This window comes from Haloarcula sp. JP-L23 (assembly GCF_011602445.1).
Taxonomy (GTDB): domain Archaea; phylum Halobacteriota; class Halobacteria; order Halobacteriales; family Haloarculaceae; genus Haloarcula; species Haloarcula pellucida.
Genome location: NZ_CP050015.1, coordinates 169,844 through 186,063 on the forward strand (window position 1 = coordinate 169,844; position 16,220 = coordinate 186,063).

Here is a 16,220-nt window from a genome sequence, read left to right on the forward strand (position 1 = left end):
AACCCTCGCAGGTCCGTCGCCGGTCACGAGAGTCGGTGTTTCGACACCTCCGTCGTCGCTCGCCGAAGTGCCGAACGCCAGCGTTCGAAGGCCCATCGTTGCCGAGACGACTGCGTCGGGGCTGCCACAAGGGGGCAGGCCCGTCGTGAATTCGGCAGTCCCGAATCAGTCGTTGGAACAAACGGAGTCGTATCACGTCCCTCCGATGTGGAATCTGCCGGCATACGCACCGACTAAGCATCTCCGAAACGTCGCCCCCGGAAACCGACAGGGTTCCTACCGTCGGGGCGACACACGACCACACACGCTCCACACCGTGCAGAGAGCGTAAGCGGTCGATAGTTTCGACTGTTTTGTACAGTTCAGACAGTTCGGAACGGGCAGAAGATGCGCCTAGAGGCCGTCTTCGATGGGTCAGCTGTAGTGGTCCAGCACCGGGAAACGACTTCGGAGCAGGGTCTGGAGGTGGTCGGCCTCCTCGAAGGTCGTCAGCCGTGCGTCCGGCAGTCGGTCACAGAGTCGACGAGTGCCCGCTACTGGGACGTTCGTATCCCGTACACCGTGCCAGAATCTGACGGGGCCGTCGAGTGTCTCGACCACCTCGACCCACGGTTGATCGACGAGGTGAAACTCGTGGGCGGCCCCGCGTCGATGCTCGCTGAAGGCTTCGACGAAGTCGCGTTGGACGACCGCTGCGACGTCGTCGGGGACGGCGTCGGTGGCATCCTCGGCCGTGTACTGGTCGACCACGAACGACGGGTCGAGCCGCGCTGCCAGACGGGCCTGTACCCCGAAAAGCATCGAGAGCGCAGTCGGGAAGTGGGCTGCGAGTGCAGACAGGGTACGCTGGACCAAAGGCGTCTCCGTCCGGAGTGTCGGCGGTGCCGGACCAGCGATGACGTCTGTTTCGAGAATTCGGTCCTCGAGCGTCGACGCTGCGGCGAGCGCGTGTGGACCGCCGCCGGAGAAGCCGACGACGCCCGCCGCAGAGACGCCGGCGTCGTCGAGGACTGCGCCCACGAACGACCCAGTGTCGGACAGCGTACGCGTCGACCACGTCGAGGACCGGCCGAACCCGGGCCGGTCGGGAGCGAGAAGCCGTACCCCCGCCCGCTGTGCCTCGTCGTGAAAGAGCGAGCCGAGGAGTCGGGACCCCGGCGTACCGTGCAAGAAGACGACAGGGGTCCCGTCGCTCGCCCCGTACTCCGCGTACGCGAGCGTTCGGCCGCCGGTGATAGTCGTAGTCCGCGTGCGTGCGTCGTCCGTGCCCGGACGCCGAACCGGTGCCAAAGCGTGCTCTGTCATCGTCGCACGATACGGGTTCCGACAGTGAGTATTCATTGCCGGATAGGTCCGGTTTTATTTATGTTGCCGTGCGAGTCGGGTCGTATGAAGCGGACGAGGTTCAGAGTTCGCTATCCCCCGGACCTGACACACCCGATGCACGACCGACTGATGACTGACACCGACATCTCTCGCGCGGAGCTGTTGATGTGGGGTCCGACGGCGGAAGTCACGACACTTTGCTGGTACGACGGAACCGAAACGGAAGTACAAACGGTATTAGACGCTGTCGACGCTGTCACGACGACGCTCGTCGTCGATGGAGACGGGACCTACGCGTTCGTCGAGCAGCGAGAGTTCGAGTTCCCCGACCCGGTGATGACCGTCGTCGCCGACGCCGGCGTCGTCTTTTTGCCACCTGTCGTGTTCGAAGCGTCCGGTGCCGTCGAGTTCGAGGCCGTCGGAGATTCGGGTGCGTTGAGTGCCTTCTACGACGACCTCCGTGCGCTGGGAGACGTGACGATAGAATGGGTACGTGAGTTCCACCGGATGCGCTCGAACGCGCGACTCACGACGCGGCAGCGAACGGCACTGGAGACCGCTCTCAGCGTCGGCTACTACGAGGTCCCGCGGACGGGGACCGTTCAGGACGTCGCGGAGGAACTCGGCTGTGCACACAGCACCGCCGGCGAACTACTCCGGAGAGCGGAGGCGGCCGTCGTGGCGCCGTACGCACGGCGGTGAGCTACTACGGTATACCGCCGTGCGTACGGACAGAGTCACGTCGAGGCGCTACGAACGACCGGGTCGTATGACGGGCGATTCGAGCGGAACCGGGGAGTGAGGCGTCAGCGGGCGTCGTCGACGTGATGGAACGCCTCGTACCACGGGTCGAGGTCTGACTGTCGCTCGAACTGGTCGAGAGACAGGTCGACCTCGTCTTTCGTCGCACGGATCGCTCGCTGCATGGCGAAGTAATCGACCATACCGTACGTACCGACAGGGAGGCACCTCACTATGCAGTAGTTAACCGCAGGGGTACCGCTCCAGACCGGATTAACGAAATGTAAACTAGACCGACGAAACTCGGCGGAGACGACTAGCGTGAGTCGACGACGTAGCGGAGAACAGCCGTCGAATCCGTGGTGTTTCGGACTCGGAGCACTGCGAACTGACGTCCGGGAGGAATCGCAGGACGGTGCCGGCGGGGAGAGTCGAGAGCCTAATAGCGGCACTCGTACGGGCGCTCGTAGACGACGGCGAGAACGAGCCGTGGCAGTACGTCGAGTGGGTGACAGTCAGCCCAGCGTCCGAATCGGGAGTCCCGGCGGTAGCTCGCTGCCTAATTGACCGTCGATTCGTCCGTTTCGTTCAGCGTGACCTGAACGGAGTCACCGTCTTTCAGGACGTACGTGTTCGGGTCGACCTCCTCGCCGTCGACAGTGACGGTAAAGGACGTCTCGCTCCCGTTCCGCTGATAGACCGTCCCGTTGTAGGTCATCGAGTCACCGGAGACCTCCATGCCGGGGAACGTCGAGATGGCGTAGGCGGCCGTGAGGTTCAGCGAGTGACCGTGCCAGCGGGCGGCGTCCTCGTCGCCGTGGAAGTGGAAGGCCTCGGACGACATGACGTACCTCTCCTGCGTGAAGTCGACCGGTTCGCCGTCGACCGTCATGTTCAGTCGGCCGTGCGGGTGCGGGTGCGACTGTTCGACGAGTCGCCCGGGGACCTCCTGGTCGTGGTCGTCGACGCGGACGACGATTTCGTGAGCGGGGTTCATGTCCTCAAGTTCGTACTCGCTGGGGTCCTCGATCTCCGTGCCGGCGACCTGATACGTGATTGTCGTGTTCGTGTCGCTCTCGTTGTACGTCTCGCCGTCGATCGTCAGCGAGTCCGGCTCGGCCGTGACGTTTGCCGCTTCGAGAGCTTCGGCGAGCGTCAGCGATTCCTCGGCTTCCCAGGTGTGTTCGTCGGTCTCGTTGAACGAGAACTTCGCACCCGGTTCGGTGTCGAGGTGCTTTTCCTGTCCTTCGACGACGACGAGCATCCGTCCCGAGAGTTCGGACGCGCCGTCCTCACTCGTCGTGTTCGTCTCCGTCTGCGCGCCGGTCGTCGCTTCGCTCGTCGTGGCTTCTTCGGTCGTTGCATCCGTCTCCGTCGGCGCCTCACCGTCGGACCCACCGAGTGCGGAACACCCGGCCAGCAGCACCAGCAGCGCGGCGAGCACTGCCGTAATCTGTGAACGCGAAAGTTTGAGCGTCATGCGACCCCAGTTCGGTCCGTCGATGCCCTTATTACTCGGGCGGTAAATCCCACATAAACGTCAATGAGGATACCGTAGCAGTGTGGTAACATCGAGAGCCTCCGCCTCCGGTAAACACGTGTCCTCGGGACGACACTCGCCCGAAAACGACGTACCGGGGCGAGTAATAGAGTCTTACCGACGGCGATAGCCCGCGGTGACACAGGGGGCAGGTCACACGGTGAGACCACGCCAGCGAGGCCGTCTGTGGGACGTAGGGGAACCAAGCGGACAGGCAGCGCTGTCGTGTCAGCCGGCGCTAAGCATTAGCACTCAGTTAGTAATTGTCCGTGTGGCCAACCGGCGTGTATGGACGTCACCGAGGCCGGAGACCGAGCAACGGCCGTATTGAACGAGGTATCGAACGCCGTCGTCGTCGACGAGGAAGTGCTGCGGATGATTCTGACTGGCGTCGTCTCGCGGGGCCACGTCCTGTTGGAGGACGTTCCGGGGACCGGCAAGACGCTGACCGCACGGAGTTTCGCGACGACGCTGGGACTCAGTTTCAACCGCATCCAGTTCACCCCCGACCTGCTCCCGACGGACATCACCGGGACGTACGTGTTCAACGAGAAGACCCGGGAGTTCGAGTTCAGCAGCGGCCCAATCTTCGCGAACGTCATCCTCGCCGACGAGATTAACCGCGCCTCACCGAAGACACAGGCCGCCCTGCTGGAGGCGATGGAGGAGGGACAGGTCACCATGGAGGGCGAAACCCACGACCTGCCCGAACCGTTCTTCGTCATCGCCACCCAGAACCCGGTCGAGAGCGGCGAGGGGACCTTCCCCTTGCCGGAGGCACAGAAGGACCGCTTCCTCGTGAAGACGAGTCTGGGCTACCCGCCGAAATCCGGCGAGCGGGAGCTACTAGACCGGCGTGATGCCCGTGACGACCAGACGCCGAGCGCCGAACAAGTGCTGACGACGGCGGCCGTCAGAGAGTGGCAACAGGTCCCCGAGCGAATCACCGTCCACGACGACCTGAAAGACTACATCGTCGAGGTGGTGCGCGAGACGCGGATGGACCCTCGTGTGGAGGTCGGCATCTCTCCCCGGGGCTGTCAGCGGTTGTTCGAAGTCGCTCGGGGGTACGCCTCCCTGCAAGGTCGGACGTACGTCACGCCGGACGACGTCAAAGCCGTCGCCGACCCGGTACTGGCACACCGTATCGTGCTGACCCCCGACGCCACCATCGACCAGACGACCAGTAGCGACGTGGTCGACGACGTCCTCGACGAGGTACCCGTCCCGAGCGTCGGCTACGAGTAGCGACGGAACGCCACGTTACCAGCGGAGCGCGACGGTCAGCAACACCACGGCGACGAACACCATCGCGAAGGAGGCCAGCGACAATCCGTCGTTCGCGAACCCGCGGGCGAAGTGGACGACGGCGACGCTGGCGACGCCGACGAGCGCGGTCCCGACGGCGTGGGTCGCTTCGAGACGCCACGTCGTGGCCCGCCGGCCCAGATGTTCGCCGACGCCGATGGCGTGTTCCCCGGCGTCCCACGCAACGATGGTCCCGACGGCAGTACCGAGCAACAGCGTCACGTCCGCCGTCCGGAACAACCCCGCGAGGACGACACAGGCAAAGAGGCCGCCGGTCCCCAGTTTGACGAGGGAGCGGGACCCATCGCCACGGACTGGGACGAGTGCGGCGGCGAGGACGGCCAGACCGAGGAACCCGGGGAGCAAGCGGAGTAACTCGCTCGGCGGACCGCTCTGACTGCCGAAGCCACCGATAGCGACGGCACAGACGACGCCACCGACGAGCGCGACGGGGAGACCGACGATGCGATAGCCCGTGCGGTAGGCGACGGCACCGAGGGTGACGGCGCCCAAGCCGGCCAGTTCGACCGCCAGCCACGTGCCGACACCCGTCCCCTCGCCGGCCAGTGCGAGGAGGACGGCGACGGCGGCGGTCACAGCGAGGACGCTACTGACGGGCGCGGGTCGCGGGTTCGAGTGCGTCGCGTTCATCCGTGCACGACCCCCGTTCGGCGGCGGAGCGTCGCAGAGAGCGGTTCGGTCGTCTCCCAGTCGACCGCGGTGACGTCGGACTGGCGGAGGCGTCGTAGTCGGCTGTCTCGCTCGATGGCCGCCAACGCGCGGCCGCCGGCGTCGGTGTCGCTGACCGTCACGTCCGGCGAAATCACCGTCACGCGATGTCGTTCGGCCTCCAACCGCTGGACCGCCTCGACGACGTCGTCGCCGAGCAACGGCGAGACGACGAGCAGTTGGGTGTTGTCGGAGAGACGCGCCAGCAGCGTCTCCACCTGCGCCTCGACCTCGACCGTCGTCTCCGACGCGGGCGGTCGTGCCTCGAACGCCGAGTGCGTCGCCAGCAGTTCCTGTACCCGAAGCCGGTGACGGCGGCCGCTGCTGGGCGGGAGCCAGAGGTCGTCGCGCCCGAACACCGACAGGCCGAGGTGGTTCTGCCCGTCGAGGACCGTCTCGGCGAGTTGCTGTGCCGCGCCGACGGCCGCGACGACGGCGTGTGGTTCGCCCTCGCGGCCCCGGTACGCCCCCGGCGTCGCGTCGACGACGACGACGACGCTCGCGGTCTGTTCCTCGCGGAACTCTATCGTCGTCAGTTCGCCGGTCCGGGCGTAGCGGTTCCAGTCGACGCGGCCGACCGGGTCGCCCCGTCGGTACGACCGGGTCTGGTGGAACTCGGTGCCGCTCCCGCCGGAGTCGGCGGGGTTCTGCCCGGTCACGTCGAGGGTCTGTGACCGCAGGGGGGCTCCACCTACGTCAGTCGTACAGTCGACTTCGGTCTCCGTCTCGACCTCGACCTCGGCTTCGTGGCCGCCGCTCGGGTCGCGGGCGATGGCCGTCGCCGCCTCGAACCGGTGTCGACCTCGCTTTGCCTCCATCGTGTAGGAGAACGAAGCGCGCTCGCCCGGTCGAAGCGCTGTGCCGAAGCGGGGCGTCCCCTCGGTCACGGCCAGCGCGGGCGGCACACCGTCGACCACACGCAGGTCGAATATCGGACGGTCGCCGACGTTCCGGACGGTCGTCGTCACGTCGACGGCCGTCCCGGCCTGCGGGTTCTCCTCGCTCACGCGACGCTCGACGTCGAGGCGCGGCTCCGACACCGACGAGAGGCGCGGGTACACCGCGTAGACGACCCCGAGCGTCGACAGCAAGAGCAACAGCGGGCGCTTCGCGAGCAACCCGACGCCGGCGGCCCCAAGCGTGAGGACGAGGATGCCGCGCCAGCGGTGGGTTCGGCGGGCGTCGCTCATCTGGGGCGCCCCCGTGTTCCTTCGTGGCGCTCGACGATGGCGGCCATCGTCCGCCGGGCGCGATACCGTATCGGGGTCTCGCCGTGAGCGAGCGCCGTCAGGGCGGTCCCGACGACGTCGCTACCCTCGTCGTGAGCCAGAAACCGGGCCGCGACCGGGTCGTCGGTCCACGACCCCTCGGCGACGGCCGTCGCGGCCTTCGCTTCGGGCCATCCGCGTTCGGCGGCGACCGTCCGGACGGCCGCCTGTCGGAGGCGCTCCCTGACCGCCTCTCGAGGCTGCCGGCCGACGACCGGGAGCATCGTCCGCCACCCGTCGAGTTGCTCGTCGAAGCGCTCACCCGGTTCCGGCGCTGGCGTCGGCTGTTCGACCGCTGGCATCTGCCGCACGCGGACGCTGTCAGTACTCGTGAGGAACACCAACGCCCCCAGCGCGACGGCCACACCGCCGAAGGCCATCACGAGGAGGTAATCGTTCTCGACGCCGTCGCGAAGCGAGGAGACGACGCCGGCGGCGAGGTCCCCTGCCGTGACGAACGCGCCGACCATGACGAGGAACCCGACGCCACCGAGGACGATTCGCGCCCACGGGAGGCCCTCGAGGCCGTCGAGGCGGAGGTCCGTCGGCTCAGTCATCGCGCTGCCCCGTCGAGCGGCGGAGGTACGTCGACGCCTCGCGAACGTCGCTGGTCGTGACGGCCCGCTCGCCGTATCGGACGTCCTCGAACAGGTCGGTGAGTTTCCGGACCGGTTCGCTGTGCAACCCGGCCTGTGCGACTGCCTCCGCGCGTTCGCGGGGCGTGAGCGACGGGTCGTCGGCGACACCTGCACGGGAGACCATCTCCAGCCACGTGCGCTCTATCTCGTTCTCCGGAGAGCGCGCGGGCACCTTCGTCGTGGCCGCCCGAGCGTCGGTGTCTGTGCCCTCGCGGCCGAGATACGCACGGAGTTGGTCGAGAAGCAACTCACGCTTGTAAACCCCGAGTGCGATAGCGCCGAATACCGCCAACAGGGCCACCACGGCGAGGAGTCGTTCGAACAGTCGTCGGAGCAAGTCGAGCAGACTGTCGACCGGGCCGCCCGGCCCGAGGCCGGCCTGTCTCGTCAGCCCGCTCTGAGAGCCATCCGAATCGGCGGACTGTCCGGAACTCTCGCCCGCGCCGTCACTCGAATCCGACGTAGACTGACCAGACCGGTCGTCGGTAGGACGTGCGTCCCGACCTTGTTGGTTGCCGTCGGCCGAGGGCTTGCTCGTCGTACCCGAGTCACCCTGCGTGTCGCTCTGCCCACTGGACTGGAGTGCGTTTTTGACCTGGTCGGCCTGCTCCGACGGAAGCGGGAGCGATTCGGTGTCGACGTCGACGACGTCGTCGGGGTTCCCCGGCACCGCGGTGTCGAGAGACGCCGCCATACTCACCACGGCGAACAGACAACAGCCAGCGAACAGGAGGGTGATTACGTTCTGGGAGTTCATTGCTCCTCGATGAGCCAGTCGCCGTTCAGGCCCAGTCGGTCGTTCGTCGGATATGGTTTTGATATTGATAGTAATACAGTGGAATTAAGTTGGTTCCCGAATATGGCTGACGTAGAACGCATTGTTTGTGATTCGTAACTGCTCTAAACGGCGTTATTATACACCAGATAAGCGATTCTATCAGGCCGGTAATAAACCATTCTCCAGTCCTGCCAATACTCGATACTGATGTTTGGCATATCGAAACGGCGGTTACTCGCACTACTCGTCGCAGGGCTGTTCGTACTCGGGGCCGGGTGCGCCGGCCTCGGTGCGAGCGAAGGTGGGTCCAACGCGACGGCGACCGACGAAACGACTGCTGCGGCGACCGAAGCGGCGACGACGGAACAAACGTCGTCCACGGAACAATCGGCAGAGAGTGGTAGTCACGACGACGGTCACGATCACAGTCACGACGCCGAGGAGACCTCGACGTCGACACCGACGTCGGCCGCAGACGCCGACGGAACCGACGCGACGGCCACGGGGAAGATGACCGTCGTCGTCGCCGCGGACGAACTCGACTTGCCGTCCCGTGACGAGTCGGGCGATGGCTTCGATATGGCAAACGACCCCCACACGTGGGTCGCCGAGTCGAACGTGACGCTGACCGAGTCGCTGTCGCGGTTCGGCGTCGACGCACAGGCGAACTCGCTCGCAATCGACGGAGAGACGTACGATGAATCGACGAGCGGAACGGACATCTACTACCGCGTCAACGGCGAGGAAGTCGACCCGACGACCGTCACGCTCGAAGACGGCGATCAGGTGTGGGTCACCGTCGAGACAGCCGACATGAACGCCACCGTTCCGGGGAACTACATCGACAACGAACAACAGCACGTCCACGGCGACATGACCGTCACCGTCGACGACGAGGCCGTCGACTTCAGCCGGTCGAAGTACCAGTCGAACGACCGGTACTTCCACTTCGAGGGCGGTGAGGGCGAGTACTGGCACGCTCACTCCTCGAACATCACGCTCGACTACGCCCTCGACTCGCTCAACGGCGTCAACGTCACCGAAGACTCGATTACGTTCAACGGGACGACCTACGACAGCAGCGAGTCTGACACGACCATCACCATCGAGGTCGACGGCGAGCGAGTCCAGCCGAGCGAGTACTTCCTGAAAGACGGCGACGACGTCCAAATCACCATCGAGCGAACGGAGGACTGACGATGGCGGCTCGCCCGCCTACGCACGACGGAGCGGACCGGCAGACACCAACGGTGCCGAGTCGTCAGTCGGTGGGCGCGGTAATCGGTCACCAGACGGCGACGCCCCGCCCTACAGTCTAATGGCATCAGACGTCAGTCACGTGACGCTCGATTGGCCGGCGACGATCGTCGTCGGGGGCGAGAGCAAACGACTGGAAGACGCACTGTCGGCACTCAGCGACGGCCACGACGGGGCGTCGGTCGTCTCGTTCGACTCGGCGCGAGCAGCGTTACAGTACCTCGAAACGGGTACCGATGCGGACGTCTTCGTAAGCACCGAAATCGTCGACGGGAGTAGCGGCGTCGACTTGCTCCGACACGTCAGAGACGCGTCCCCCAACCTCCCGTTCGTCCTGGCCGGCACGGACGTGACCGTGACCGACGAGCGGAGGGCAATCGAAGCGGGTGCGACGGACGTCGTCCGTCTCGACCCGGACGAGTCGTCCGGCGACGCCGTTCTGCAGGCCCGCGTCAAGCGAGCACTGGAACAGTCGAGATCACGAGAACGGTCCAGTGTGACGAGCGAGGCCGACGCCGGCCGACTGCTTGGCGGTACTGGCGAGACGATTCGGCGACTGTTCGACGCGTCGTCACGACAGGATGTCGCCGATGCGGTCGTCGAGGCGGCGACGTCGATACTGGGCTACACCGACGCGGCGGTGTACCTTCTAGATAGCGACGGCCAACGCCTCCGACGCGTCGCGTCGGCACCGGCAGACGGCGACACGACAGGCCCGGTGCGCGCGGGACACGGGACCCGGCTCTGGGAGACGTTCGTCACCGGAGACGGCGACGTGACGTCACAGGCGAATAGCGGTGCCGGCAAAGCCACGGTGTCGCTCCCTGTCGGCGAGTTCGGAGTGTTACACGTCGCCGTCGAGGCCCCCGAACAGGGAACCGTCGGCGCCACCGAACGGTTGACGAATCTCGCGGCGGCGGCGACGGCGGCGCTCGAACGGGTAGATCGCTCGCAGTCGCTGCAGAGCCACGCGGCAGAACTCGACGAGCGTGCTGCGCGTCTCGAACGGCGTGGCGCCCTCGCCGACGTCCTGTCGGCCGTACAGCGAGCGACTGTCGACGCCGAGTCCCGAGAGGAACTCGAACAGCGAGTGGTCACCGGCCTGGCGGAGACAGACCGGTTCGCGTTCGCCCGCATCGAGACGGTCGGGAGCCAGCGCGACCGTCTCGAACCACAGACGTGGGCGGGCACGGAACGGGGCTATCTCGACGCGGTGGACCTCCGGTTGGACGAGAGCGTCGACGAACCCGCGGTCCGGGCCGCCCGCACCCAGTCGATGGTCGTGGTCGACGACATCACCACCGGTCTTCGAGAGGACACGTGGCGCGAGGAGGCACTGACACGCGGGTTCCAGTCGGTGTTGAGCGTGCCGCTCTACCGGAACGACCGCCTCTGGGGAACGCTAACTGTCCACGCGACAGACCCCGACGCGTTCGACGGCGGGGTCGCCGACACGTTCGACGACGTCGCCCGAGCGGTCACGGACGGTCTCAGCGTCATAGAACGCAAGCGGTCGCTGCTGTCGGATTCGGTGATCGACCTCGAGTTGGCGCTGACGGACGGCATGGACGTCTTCAGCCGCGTGGCCCGTGAAACCGGCGCGACGCTCTCCTTCGAGGGCGTCCTCGCCCGGGACGGCAACGCGGTGCTGTTCCTCGTCGTCACGGACGCGCCCCCGGAAACGGTCGAGCGCGCCTTCGAGTCGGCCCCGTTGGTCGACACCGTCGACCACGTCCCGCACGGCGATGGCGAGTTGTACGAGATAGAACTGGAGTCCGTCTCGCTCGTGAGCGAGATACTCAGTGCGGGCGGAACCTTACGGGACCTCACCGCCGACGGCGACACCACGCGGCTGCTGGTGACGCTGCCGGCCGAGACCGACGTCAGGCGGTTCGTAGAGTCCCTCGAACGGGTCGCACCGGACGTTCGCTTACACTCACGGACACAGCGAACGCGCGCTTCGAGGCGAGACCAGCCGTTCCGTGTCGCGTTCGAGCAGCGCGTGACTGACCGACAGCTAGAGGCACTTCGGACGGCGCTCTTGAGCGGCTACTTCGAGTGGCCCCGCGAGCATACCGCCGAAGAGGTGGCTAGCTTGCTGGACATCTCCCAGCCCACGTTCAACCGCCACCTTCGAGTCTCGCTGAAGAAGCTACTGGAGTTACTGTTCGACGCTGAAGACCAGTAACGGTCCCAAACCCGGGACACCAGATCAATATAGCACACCTTATCCACAGGATAAGTTCGTACCTCCAAATACGATACCGAATCGACAATGATCCACAGCGACCTGGGAGCCGACGTCGAATACGACGCTCGGAGTAACACGTACCGGTTCCAGCGAGGCGAGCACTGTGAGACGAACACGAGTACGGCGGTCGTCACCGCAGTCGCGGAAGCAGTCGACAGGGAACCGACGGAACTCGAACCGCTCGAAGAACGGATAGATTCGGACGCTCTGGATATGTTCTTCGACCCGGACGCCAGTGAAAACGGGCGTGACAGAGCGTGTCGTGTGACGTTCCCGTTCGCCGGCTGTGAAGTGACAGTCAACCAGGGTCGGTCAATCGTGGTCTCCGCGCCGGAATAAGCAGTCGAGAGCGACCGGGGGCGACGAGAGCGATCCAGAAGTGACTGGCAGGCTGATTACGACCATCGCCGGCACGCGCCCACTACACCCCGCCACGGCGGCTCCCACGGCTGGCACGTACACGGAAAGACTTAGGAGAACTGTCGAATACCCGCTTCGACAGCCAAAACGAGGAGGTGGAGCGCGAGGAGGGCGGGCAGTGTAAACGACGTCAGCGCCGGGGCCACCAGTAGCGTCGTCCCGGCGGCGAACACGGTGATGACGCTGGCCGCGAGCGTCAGGCGGAACGCGGGTGGTGAGGTGTCGGGTTGCTGGTCATCGGCCAGCCAGTGACGGCCGATGTCGTCGAAGGCTGGCCCGATGTGTATCGTCTTCGCCTCCGAGTCATATTCCACGAGGTCGACCTCGTCGAGTTTCGGTAGATGGTTCTGACACAGCGAGATGTACACGCTGTTGTAGATGTCGTCCGGTGACGTCGACGGGTCTGAGACGATCTCCGCGACCCGTTCGCTCAGGTCGCTGACGTCCCAGACCTCGTCAGACTGAGACAGCAGTTTGAGGCACACCCGCCGTCGCTCGTTACCGAGGAGGTCGTACACCGCATCCTCATCGAGCGCCGGAGCCTGTCGGTCCGGGTCAGATGACTCGTCTTCGTCCGAAGATAACCAGGACGGACGCGCAGATGGTTTCGATAGTATCATGGTGTATTTTACAACCGGTGTGCTGTTAAATATGGGTAGTGGTAGACATCGAGTGGTGGAACATCGACACCACTCACTCGTTCCAGTTGTCCACGTCAGGTTTCGTCCATCCGAGGTCCGACCACGAGGACTCGGTCGCCCAATGACTCACAGCGAGCAACGTAAACAGCGCACTCACCAGAATCCCCACACCGACCTGAGACGGTAGTGGCGCGGGCATGAGTCCGCTGGAGAGCGCGGACGCGAGGAATAGACTCCCTCCTGCAGCGTAGAGATAGCGCTTGTGCCAGCTTACGTCTACGTCCGTACTCGTCCGGTCGGTGTCGTCCGCCCGCTGGGCTGAGGTGTCGGTGGGTGTGTGTGTCGCCGCTTCCTCGTCGTGGAGCAGGGATGGCTCGTTGTCGAGGTAGGGATCGAATCGCGAGGCGAGACTCGTCGTCTCGACGTAGCCACGACTCTGGTTGTATTCGAGGACACCCGCCTTGTCCATCTTCGGGAGGTGGGACTGGTAGAGTGCGATATACACCCGCTGTCGCTGCTGGGAGCGGAGTGCGTCGATGGTCGTGTCGTGTTCCAGAGCGGCGATGTGTTCTGCGATGTCGCCCATGCGCGCTGGCTCGTCGCCGTCGTACTCCTGGAGATACTTGAGGACGAGGCGGCGACGGCGACACTGGAGGACGTGGAAGATATCGTCGCGCGTCAACTCCGGGTCCGAGTCGGAGTCTGACTCCGAATCCGCCTCGGTAGAGGTACTGTCTGACGTCTCGTTGCGGAGTGTAGCTTCGGGCATATTCGATTCTGCCTTGAACCCTTTTCCCCATATAAAGAGACGGTTGTTCCGGTCGTTTCCGCCGTCAATAACTGTTTCACTCGTTTCGCAACGAGTCTAAAGACGTGTTAAAACCGTTCGCGCCCGTCGGAAGCCATCGTTCCACAGTGCCGAAAACGCCGGCGAGTCGGTCCAGATCCGCATTTATTACGTGAAATATATTTAGAATGGAACGGCGCGTTCTCGATGCTGGTGGGGAAACCGGTGGCGGGAGAGAAACCGATATCGGCCATTTCGGCCCTTCAAATTCCGATTATCCTGTCGATAAGCCCACCTTACCGGGCGAGGCGTGGTGATAGACGACGGGGGCGGCGCGCTGGAACGGTCGAGAGTGACTGCCGACACCGGGTGAAAACGGCCGCGCGACACCACTGACACGACACCGTCGACAGGACAGGAGGGTCCAGCGGCTATCGACGCTCTGCCCGTTTCGCCAGCACTGGGCGCGCAGGCAGTCAGCAGACGTTTCCGGACCCAACCGGCCCAGGACGGTCGTCCCTGTCTCGTTCCAGTTGCATCTGGGCCGGCTTTGCCTCCTCGAGACAGATGAGATTCTCGCGTCCGATGCGGAGTTTCACGATGTCCCCGCTCTCGGCCATACTGGACAGCAACCGACTCACCTTCGCCTTCGACCAGTCGGTGACGGCGACGATGTCACTCTGTTTCATCCGCCCGGCCTCGGCGCGCAACATCGCGAGTACCAATTCGTCGTCGGCGATGAGGTCACCGTCGGCGCGGTCCGCGATGACGGCCTCGGCAGAGTCGGATATCGGTTCGGTGTCTCCCTCGTCGTCGGGTACCGTAACCGAGTCACTGGTGTCTTCGACCGCATCGAGCGTCGTCTCGTCGGTACGGAGGAGGCGCACCTGGAAGGCCCGAACGCTGTCGACCACGTCGATGACGAGACCGCTCCGGATAGCGGTGATCGACAGACCGATACCGACGACGAAGCCGAGGAACGTACTCGTCAGCCACGCGGGCGTGAGCTGACTCGTCGGGTCCGTCCCCAGAGTGGTCTCGAATCGGTCACCTAGGAGGTCGCCGTCCGTGTCCGTGCTAGTCGGGTCAGTGCCCGCCTGATGGACCTCTCTACCGTCGGGAATCCCGTCGCCGTCCGTGTCTGCGACCGTCGGGTTCGCCCCCGCGTCTAGTTCCGGTCCGTCGGCGAAGCCGTCGCCGTCCGTATCTGCGACGGTCGGGTTCGTCCCTTCGTCCAGTTCCCGCTTGTCCGTGAGACCGTCACCGTCCGTGTCTGCGACCGTCGGGTCCGTCCCGATAGAGACCTCTTTGCTGTCTCCGAGGCCGTCGTCGTCGCTGTCCGCCGCGAGTGGGTCAGTGCCCAGACGTTGCTCTTTGCCGTCAGAGAGCCCGTCTCCGTCGGTGTCGGCGACAGTCGGGTCCGTCCCGTGGGCGAGTTCGCGGCTGTCCGTGACACCGTCGGAATCAGTGTCGGCAAGCGTGGGATCAGTGCCCTCGGACAGTTCGACGCTGTCAGCGACGCCGTCGCCGTCCGTGTCCGATGCAGCCGGGTCGGTCCCGACTTCGAGTTCGCGCTTGTCAGTGAGACCGTCACCGTCTGTATCCGCAGCCATCGGGTCGGCGCCGACGCTGAGTTCGACTCTGTCGGAGAGACCGTCCCCGTCGGTGTCGGCTGCCGTCGGCGACGTTCCGTGTTCTTTGACTTCCACGCCGTCGGCCAGCCCGTCGCCGTCGGTGTCCGTGTTGGTGACGTTCGTTCCCTGGTTGACCTCGTTTTCGTTGTTCAGCCCGTCGTCGTCGAGATCGCCGGTTCGGGGGATCTGCTCTTGGGTGATAGAGCGGGCATCGAGTACGTCGCCAGTCTCGGCGTCTCGGAGCGTCAGGTTCAGCGTCGTCTCGGTGCTGTTCGAATTAGATGGATAGGAGAGCGTAGGCGAAGAGGTATTAGCGAGCGACGAACAGGTCGTGGTACCGTTCGTTTCGAGACAGAGTTCCGTGTCGGGTCCAGCGGACGACGTCTCCACACTGATGAGATAGGCGTTGACGGCCTGTCCCTGAGCGGTGTGTCCCCAGACATATGTCGTGTTTCCGACAGAGCCTGCCGAGTGTGTCTGGCTCACGTCCACGATGGTGGCCGGCGCAGTTTCCGCGCTGTCACTTGCGGCGCCCGCGCCGGCTGCGACGCCGGCAGAGAACGCCAGGACTGTTGTTAAAGCCAGGATAACCCTGATTACGCTCGATAACTGACGCTTGTCCATGTTGCGCGAGCAATGAACTCAGTAACTGATAGCCTTTTTGGCTCGTCAGACGTTAGTCGGACGTTTTAAATCGAACGGCGCTGCTAGCAGTATTTTTTCAAATAATCCGATTCGCCCAGTTAATTTCATCTTAATAAGGAGGTCCCGGACAAGAAGGGCAATTCCACTGGTCGGCAAACAGGGGTTCATGTGGCTTATCATACACGTCTGAGATAGCAGGTTGATAACCACCGTAACTGCCAAGCGGTGTATCGTTCCAGAAAGATTAATCAGGATTT

General features: G+C 64.5%; 15 protein-coding genes. 5 read left to right on the plus strand and 10 right to left on the minus strand.

Features of this window, described 5'->3' with window-relative positions; all coding sequences use genetic code 11:
- Nucleotides 1-414 precede the first annotated feature (414 nt).
- Nucleotides 415-1,305, minus strand: coding sequence for an alpha/beta fold hydrolase (locus tag G9465_RS19620; protein ID WP_166973429.1), 891 nt, complete (start codon nucleotides 1,303-1,305; stop codon nucleotides 415-417).
- Between the two features lie 84 nt (nucleotides 1,306-1,389).
- Between G9465_RS19620 and G9465_RS19625 the strand changes: the two genes are divergently transcribed.
- Nucleotides 1,390-2,028 carry a helix-turn-helix domain-containing protein gene (locus G9465_RS19625; protein ID WP_166973431.1) on the plus strand — a complete coding sequence of 213 codons (639 nt, stop codon included), beginning with the start codon at nucleotides 1,390-1,392 and terminating at the stop codon, nucleotides 2,026-2,028.
- A gap of 104 nt (nucleotides 2,029-2,132) precedes the next feature.
- On the opposite strand, the gene G9465_RS19630 is transcribed toward G9465_RS19625, so the two are convergent.
- Together G9465_RS19630 and G9465_RS19635 are read right to left on the minus strand one after the other, a co-directional pair.
- Nucleotides 2,133-2,270, minus strand: a complete 138-nt coding sequence (locus tag G9465_RS19630; protein WP_166973433.1) for a hypothetical protein — start codon at nucleotides 2,268-2,270, stop codon at nucleotides 2,133-2,135.
- A 356-nt stretch (nucleotides 2,271-2,626) separates the two neighbouring features.
- Nucleotides 2,627-3,547: a hypothetical protein gene (locus G9465_RS19635; protein ID WP_166973435.1), complete on the minus strand. Its 921-nt coding sequence runs from the start codon at nucleotides 3,545-3,547 to the stop codon at nucleotides 2,627-2,629.
- 348 nt (nucleotides 3,548-3,895) lie between these two features.
- On the opposite strand from G9465_RS19635, the gene G9465_RS19640 reads away from it, so the two are divergent.
- A complete protein-coding gene (locus tag G9465_RS19640) occupies nucleotides 3,896-4,855 on the plus strand; it encodes a MoxR family ATPase (protein WP_166973436.1) in 960 nt (319 codons plus the stop codon).
- A gap of 15 nt (nucleotides 4,856-4,870) precedes the next feature.
- Here G9465_RS19640 and G9465_RS19645 read toward each other — a convergent pair whose 3' ends face one another.
- The 4 genes from G9465_RS19645 to G9465_RS19660 are packed head-to-tail and all read right to left on the minus strand — an operon-like array spanning nucleotide 4,871 to nucleotide 8,307.
- Entirely contained in the window at nucleotides 4,871-5,566 is a 696-nt protein-coding gene (locus G9465_RS19645; RefSeq protein ID WP_166973438.1) for a hypothetical protein, read from the minus strand.
- On the minus strand, nucleotides 5,563-6,834 hold the full coding sequence (locus tag G9465_RS19650; protein WP_166973440.1) for a DUF58 domain-containing protein: 1,272 nt from the start codon (nucleotides 6,832-6,834) through the stop codon (nucleotides 5,563-5,565). The genes G9465_RS19645 and G9465_RS19650 overlap by 4 nt, the downstream gene beginning before the upstream one ends.
- Nucleotides 6,831-7,469 (minus strand): hypothetical protein, encoded by a 639-nt coding sequence (locus G9465_RS19655; RefSeq protein WP_166973442.1) that lies wholly within the window; start codon nucleotides 7,467-7,469, stop codon nucleotides 6,831-6,833. Before G9465_RS19655 ends, G9465_RS19650 begins: the two co-directional genes overlap by 4 nt.
- Nucleotides 7,462-8,307 (minus strand): DUF4129 domain-containing protein, encoded by an 846-nt coding sequence (locus tag G9465_RS19660; protein WP_166973443.1) that lies wholly within the window; start codon nucleotides 8,305-8,307, stop codon nucleotides 7,462-7,464. The genes G9465_RS19655 and G9465_RS19660 overlap by 8 nt, the downstream gene beginning before the upstream one ends.
- A gap of 228 nt (nucleotides 8,308-8,535) precedes the next feature.
- On the opposite strand from G9465_RS19660, the gene G9465_RS19665 reads away from it, so the two are divergent.
- From G9465_RS19665 to G9465_RS19675, 3 genes are all read left to right on the plus strand, one after another.
- Nucleotides 8,536-9,525, plus strand: a complete 990-nt coding sequence (locus tag G9465_RS19665; RefSeq protein ID WP_166973445.1) for a hypothetical protein — start codon at nucleotides 8,536-8,538, stop codon at nucleotides 9,523-9,525.
- A gap of 121 nt (nucleotides 9,526-9,646) precedes the next feature.
- Nucleotides 9,647-11,773: a bacterio-opsin activator domain-containing protein gene (locus G9465_RS19670; RefSeq protein WP_166973447.1), complete on the plus strand. Its 2,127-nt coding sequence runs from the start codon at nucleotides 9,647-9,649 to the stop codon at nucleotides 11,771-11,773.
- A gap of 87 nt (nucleotides 11,774-11,860) precedes the next feature.
- Nucleotides 11,861-12,175 (plus strand): HalOD1 output domain-containing protein, encoded by a 315-nt coding sequence (locus tag G9465_RS19675; RefSeq protein ID WP_166973449.1) that lies wholly within the window; start codon nucleotides 11,861-11,863, stop codon nucleotides 12,173-12,175.
- Between the two features lie 131 nt (nucleotides 12,176-12,306).
- On the opposite strand, the gene G9465_RS19680 is transcribed toward G9465_RS19675, so the two are convergent.
- The 3 genes from G9465_RS19680 to G9465_RS19690 form a co-directional block, all read right to left on the minus strand.
- On the minus strand, nucleotides 12,307-12,876 hold the full coding sequence (locus G9465_RS19680) for a hypothetical protein (RefSeq protein ID WP_166973451.1): 570 nt from the start codon (nucleotides 12,874-12,876) through the stop codon (nucleotides 12,307-12,309).
- 73 nt (nucleotides 12,877-12,949) lie between these two features.
- Complete coding sequence (locus G9465_RS19685; protein ID WP_166973453.1) at nucleotides 12,950-13,666, minus strand: hypothetical protein; 717 nt, start codon at nucleotides 13,664-13,666, stop codon at nucleotides 12,950-12,952.
- A 494-nt stretch (nucleotides 13,667-14,160) separates the two neighbouring features.
- Entirely contained in the window at nucleotides 14,161-15,708 is a 1,548-nt protein-coding gene (locus tag G9465_RS19690) for a helix-turn-helix domain-containing protein (protein WP_227015807.1), read from the minus strand.
- Between the last annotated feature and the right edge of the window lie 512 nt (nucleotides 15,709-16,220).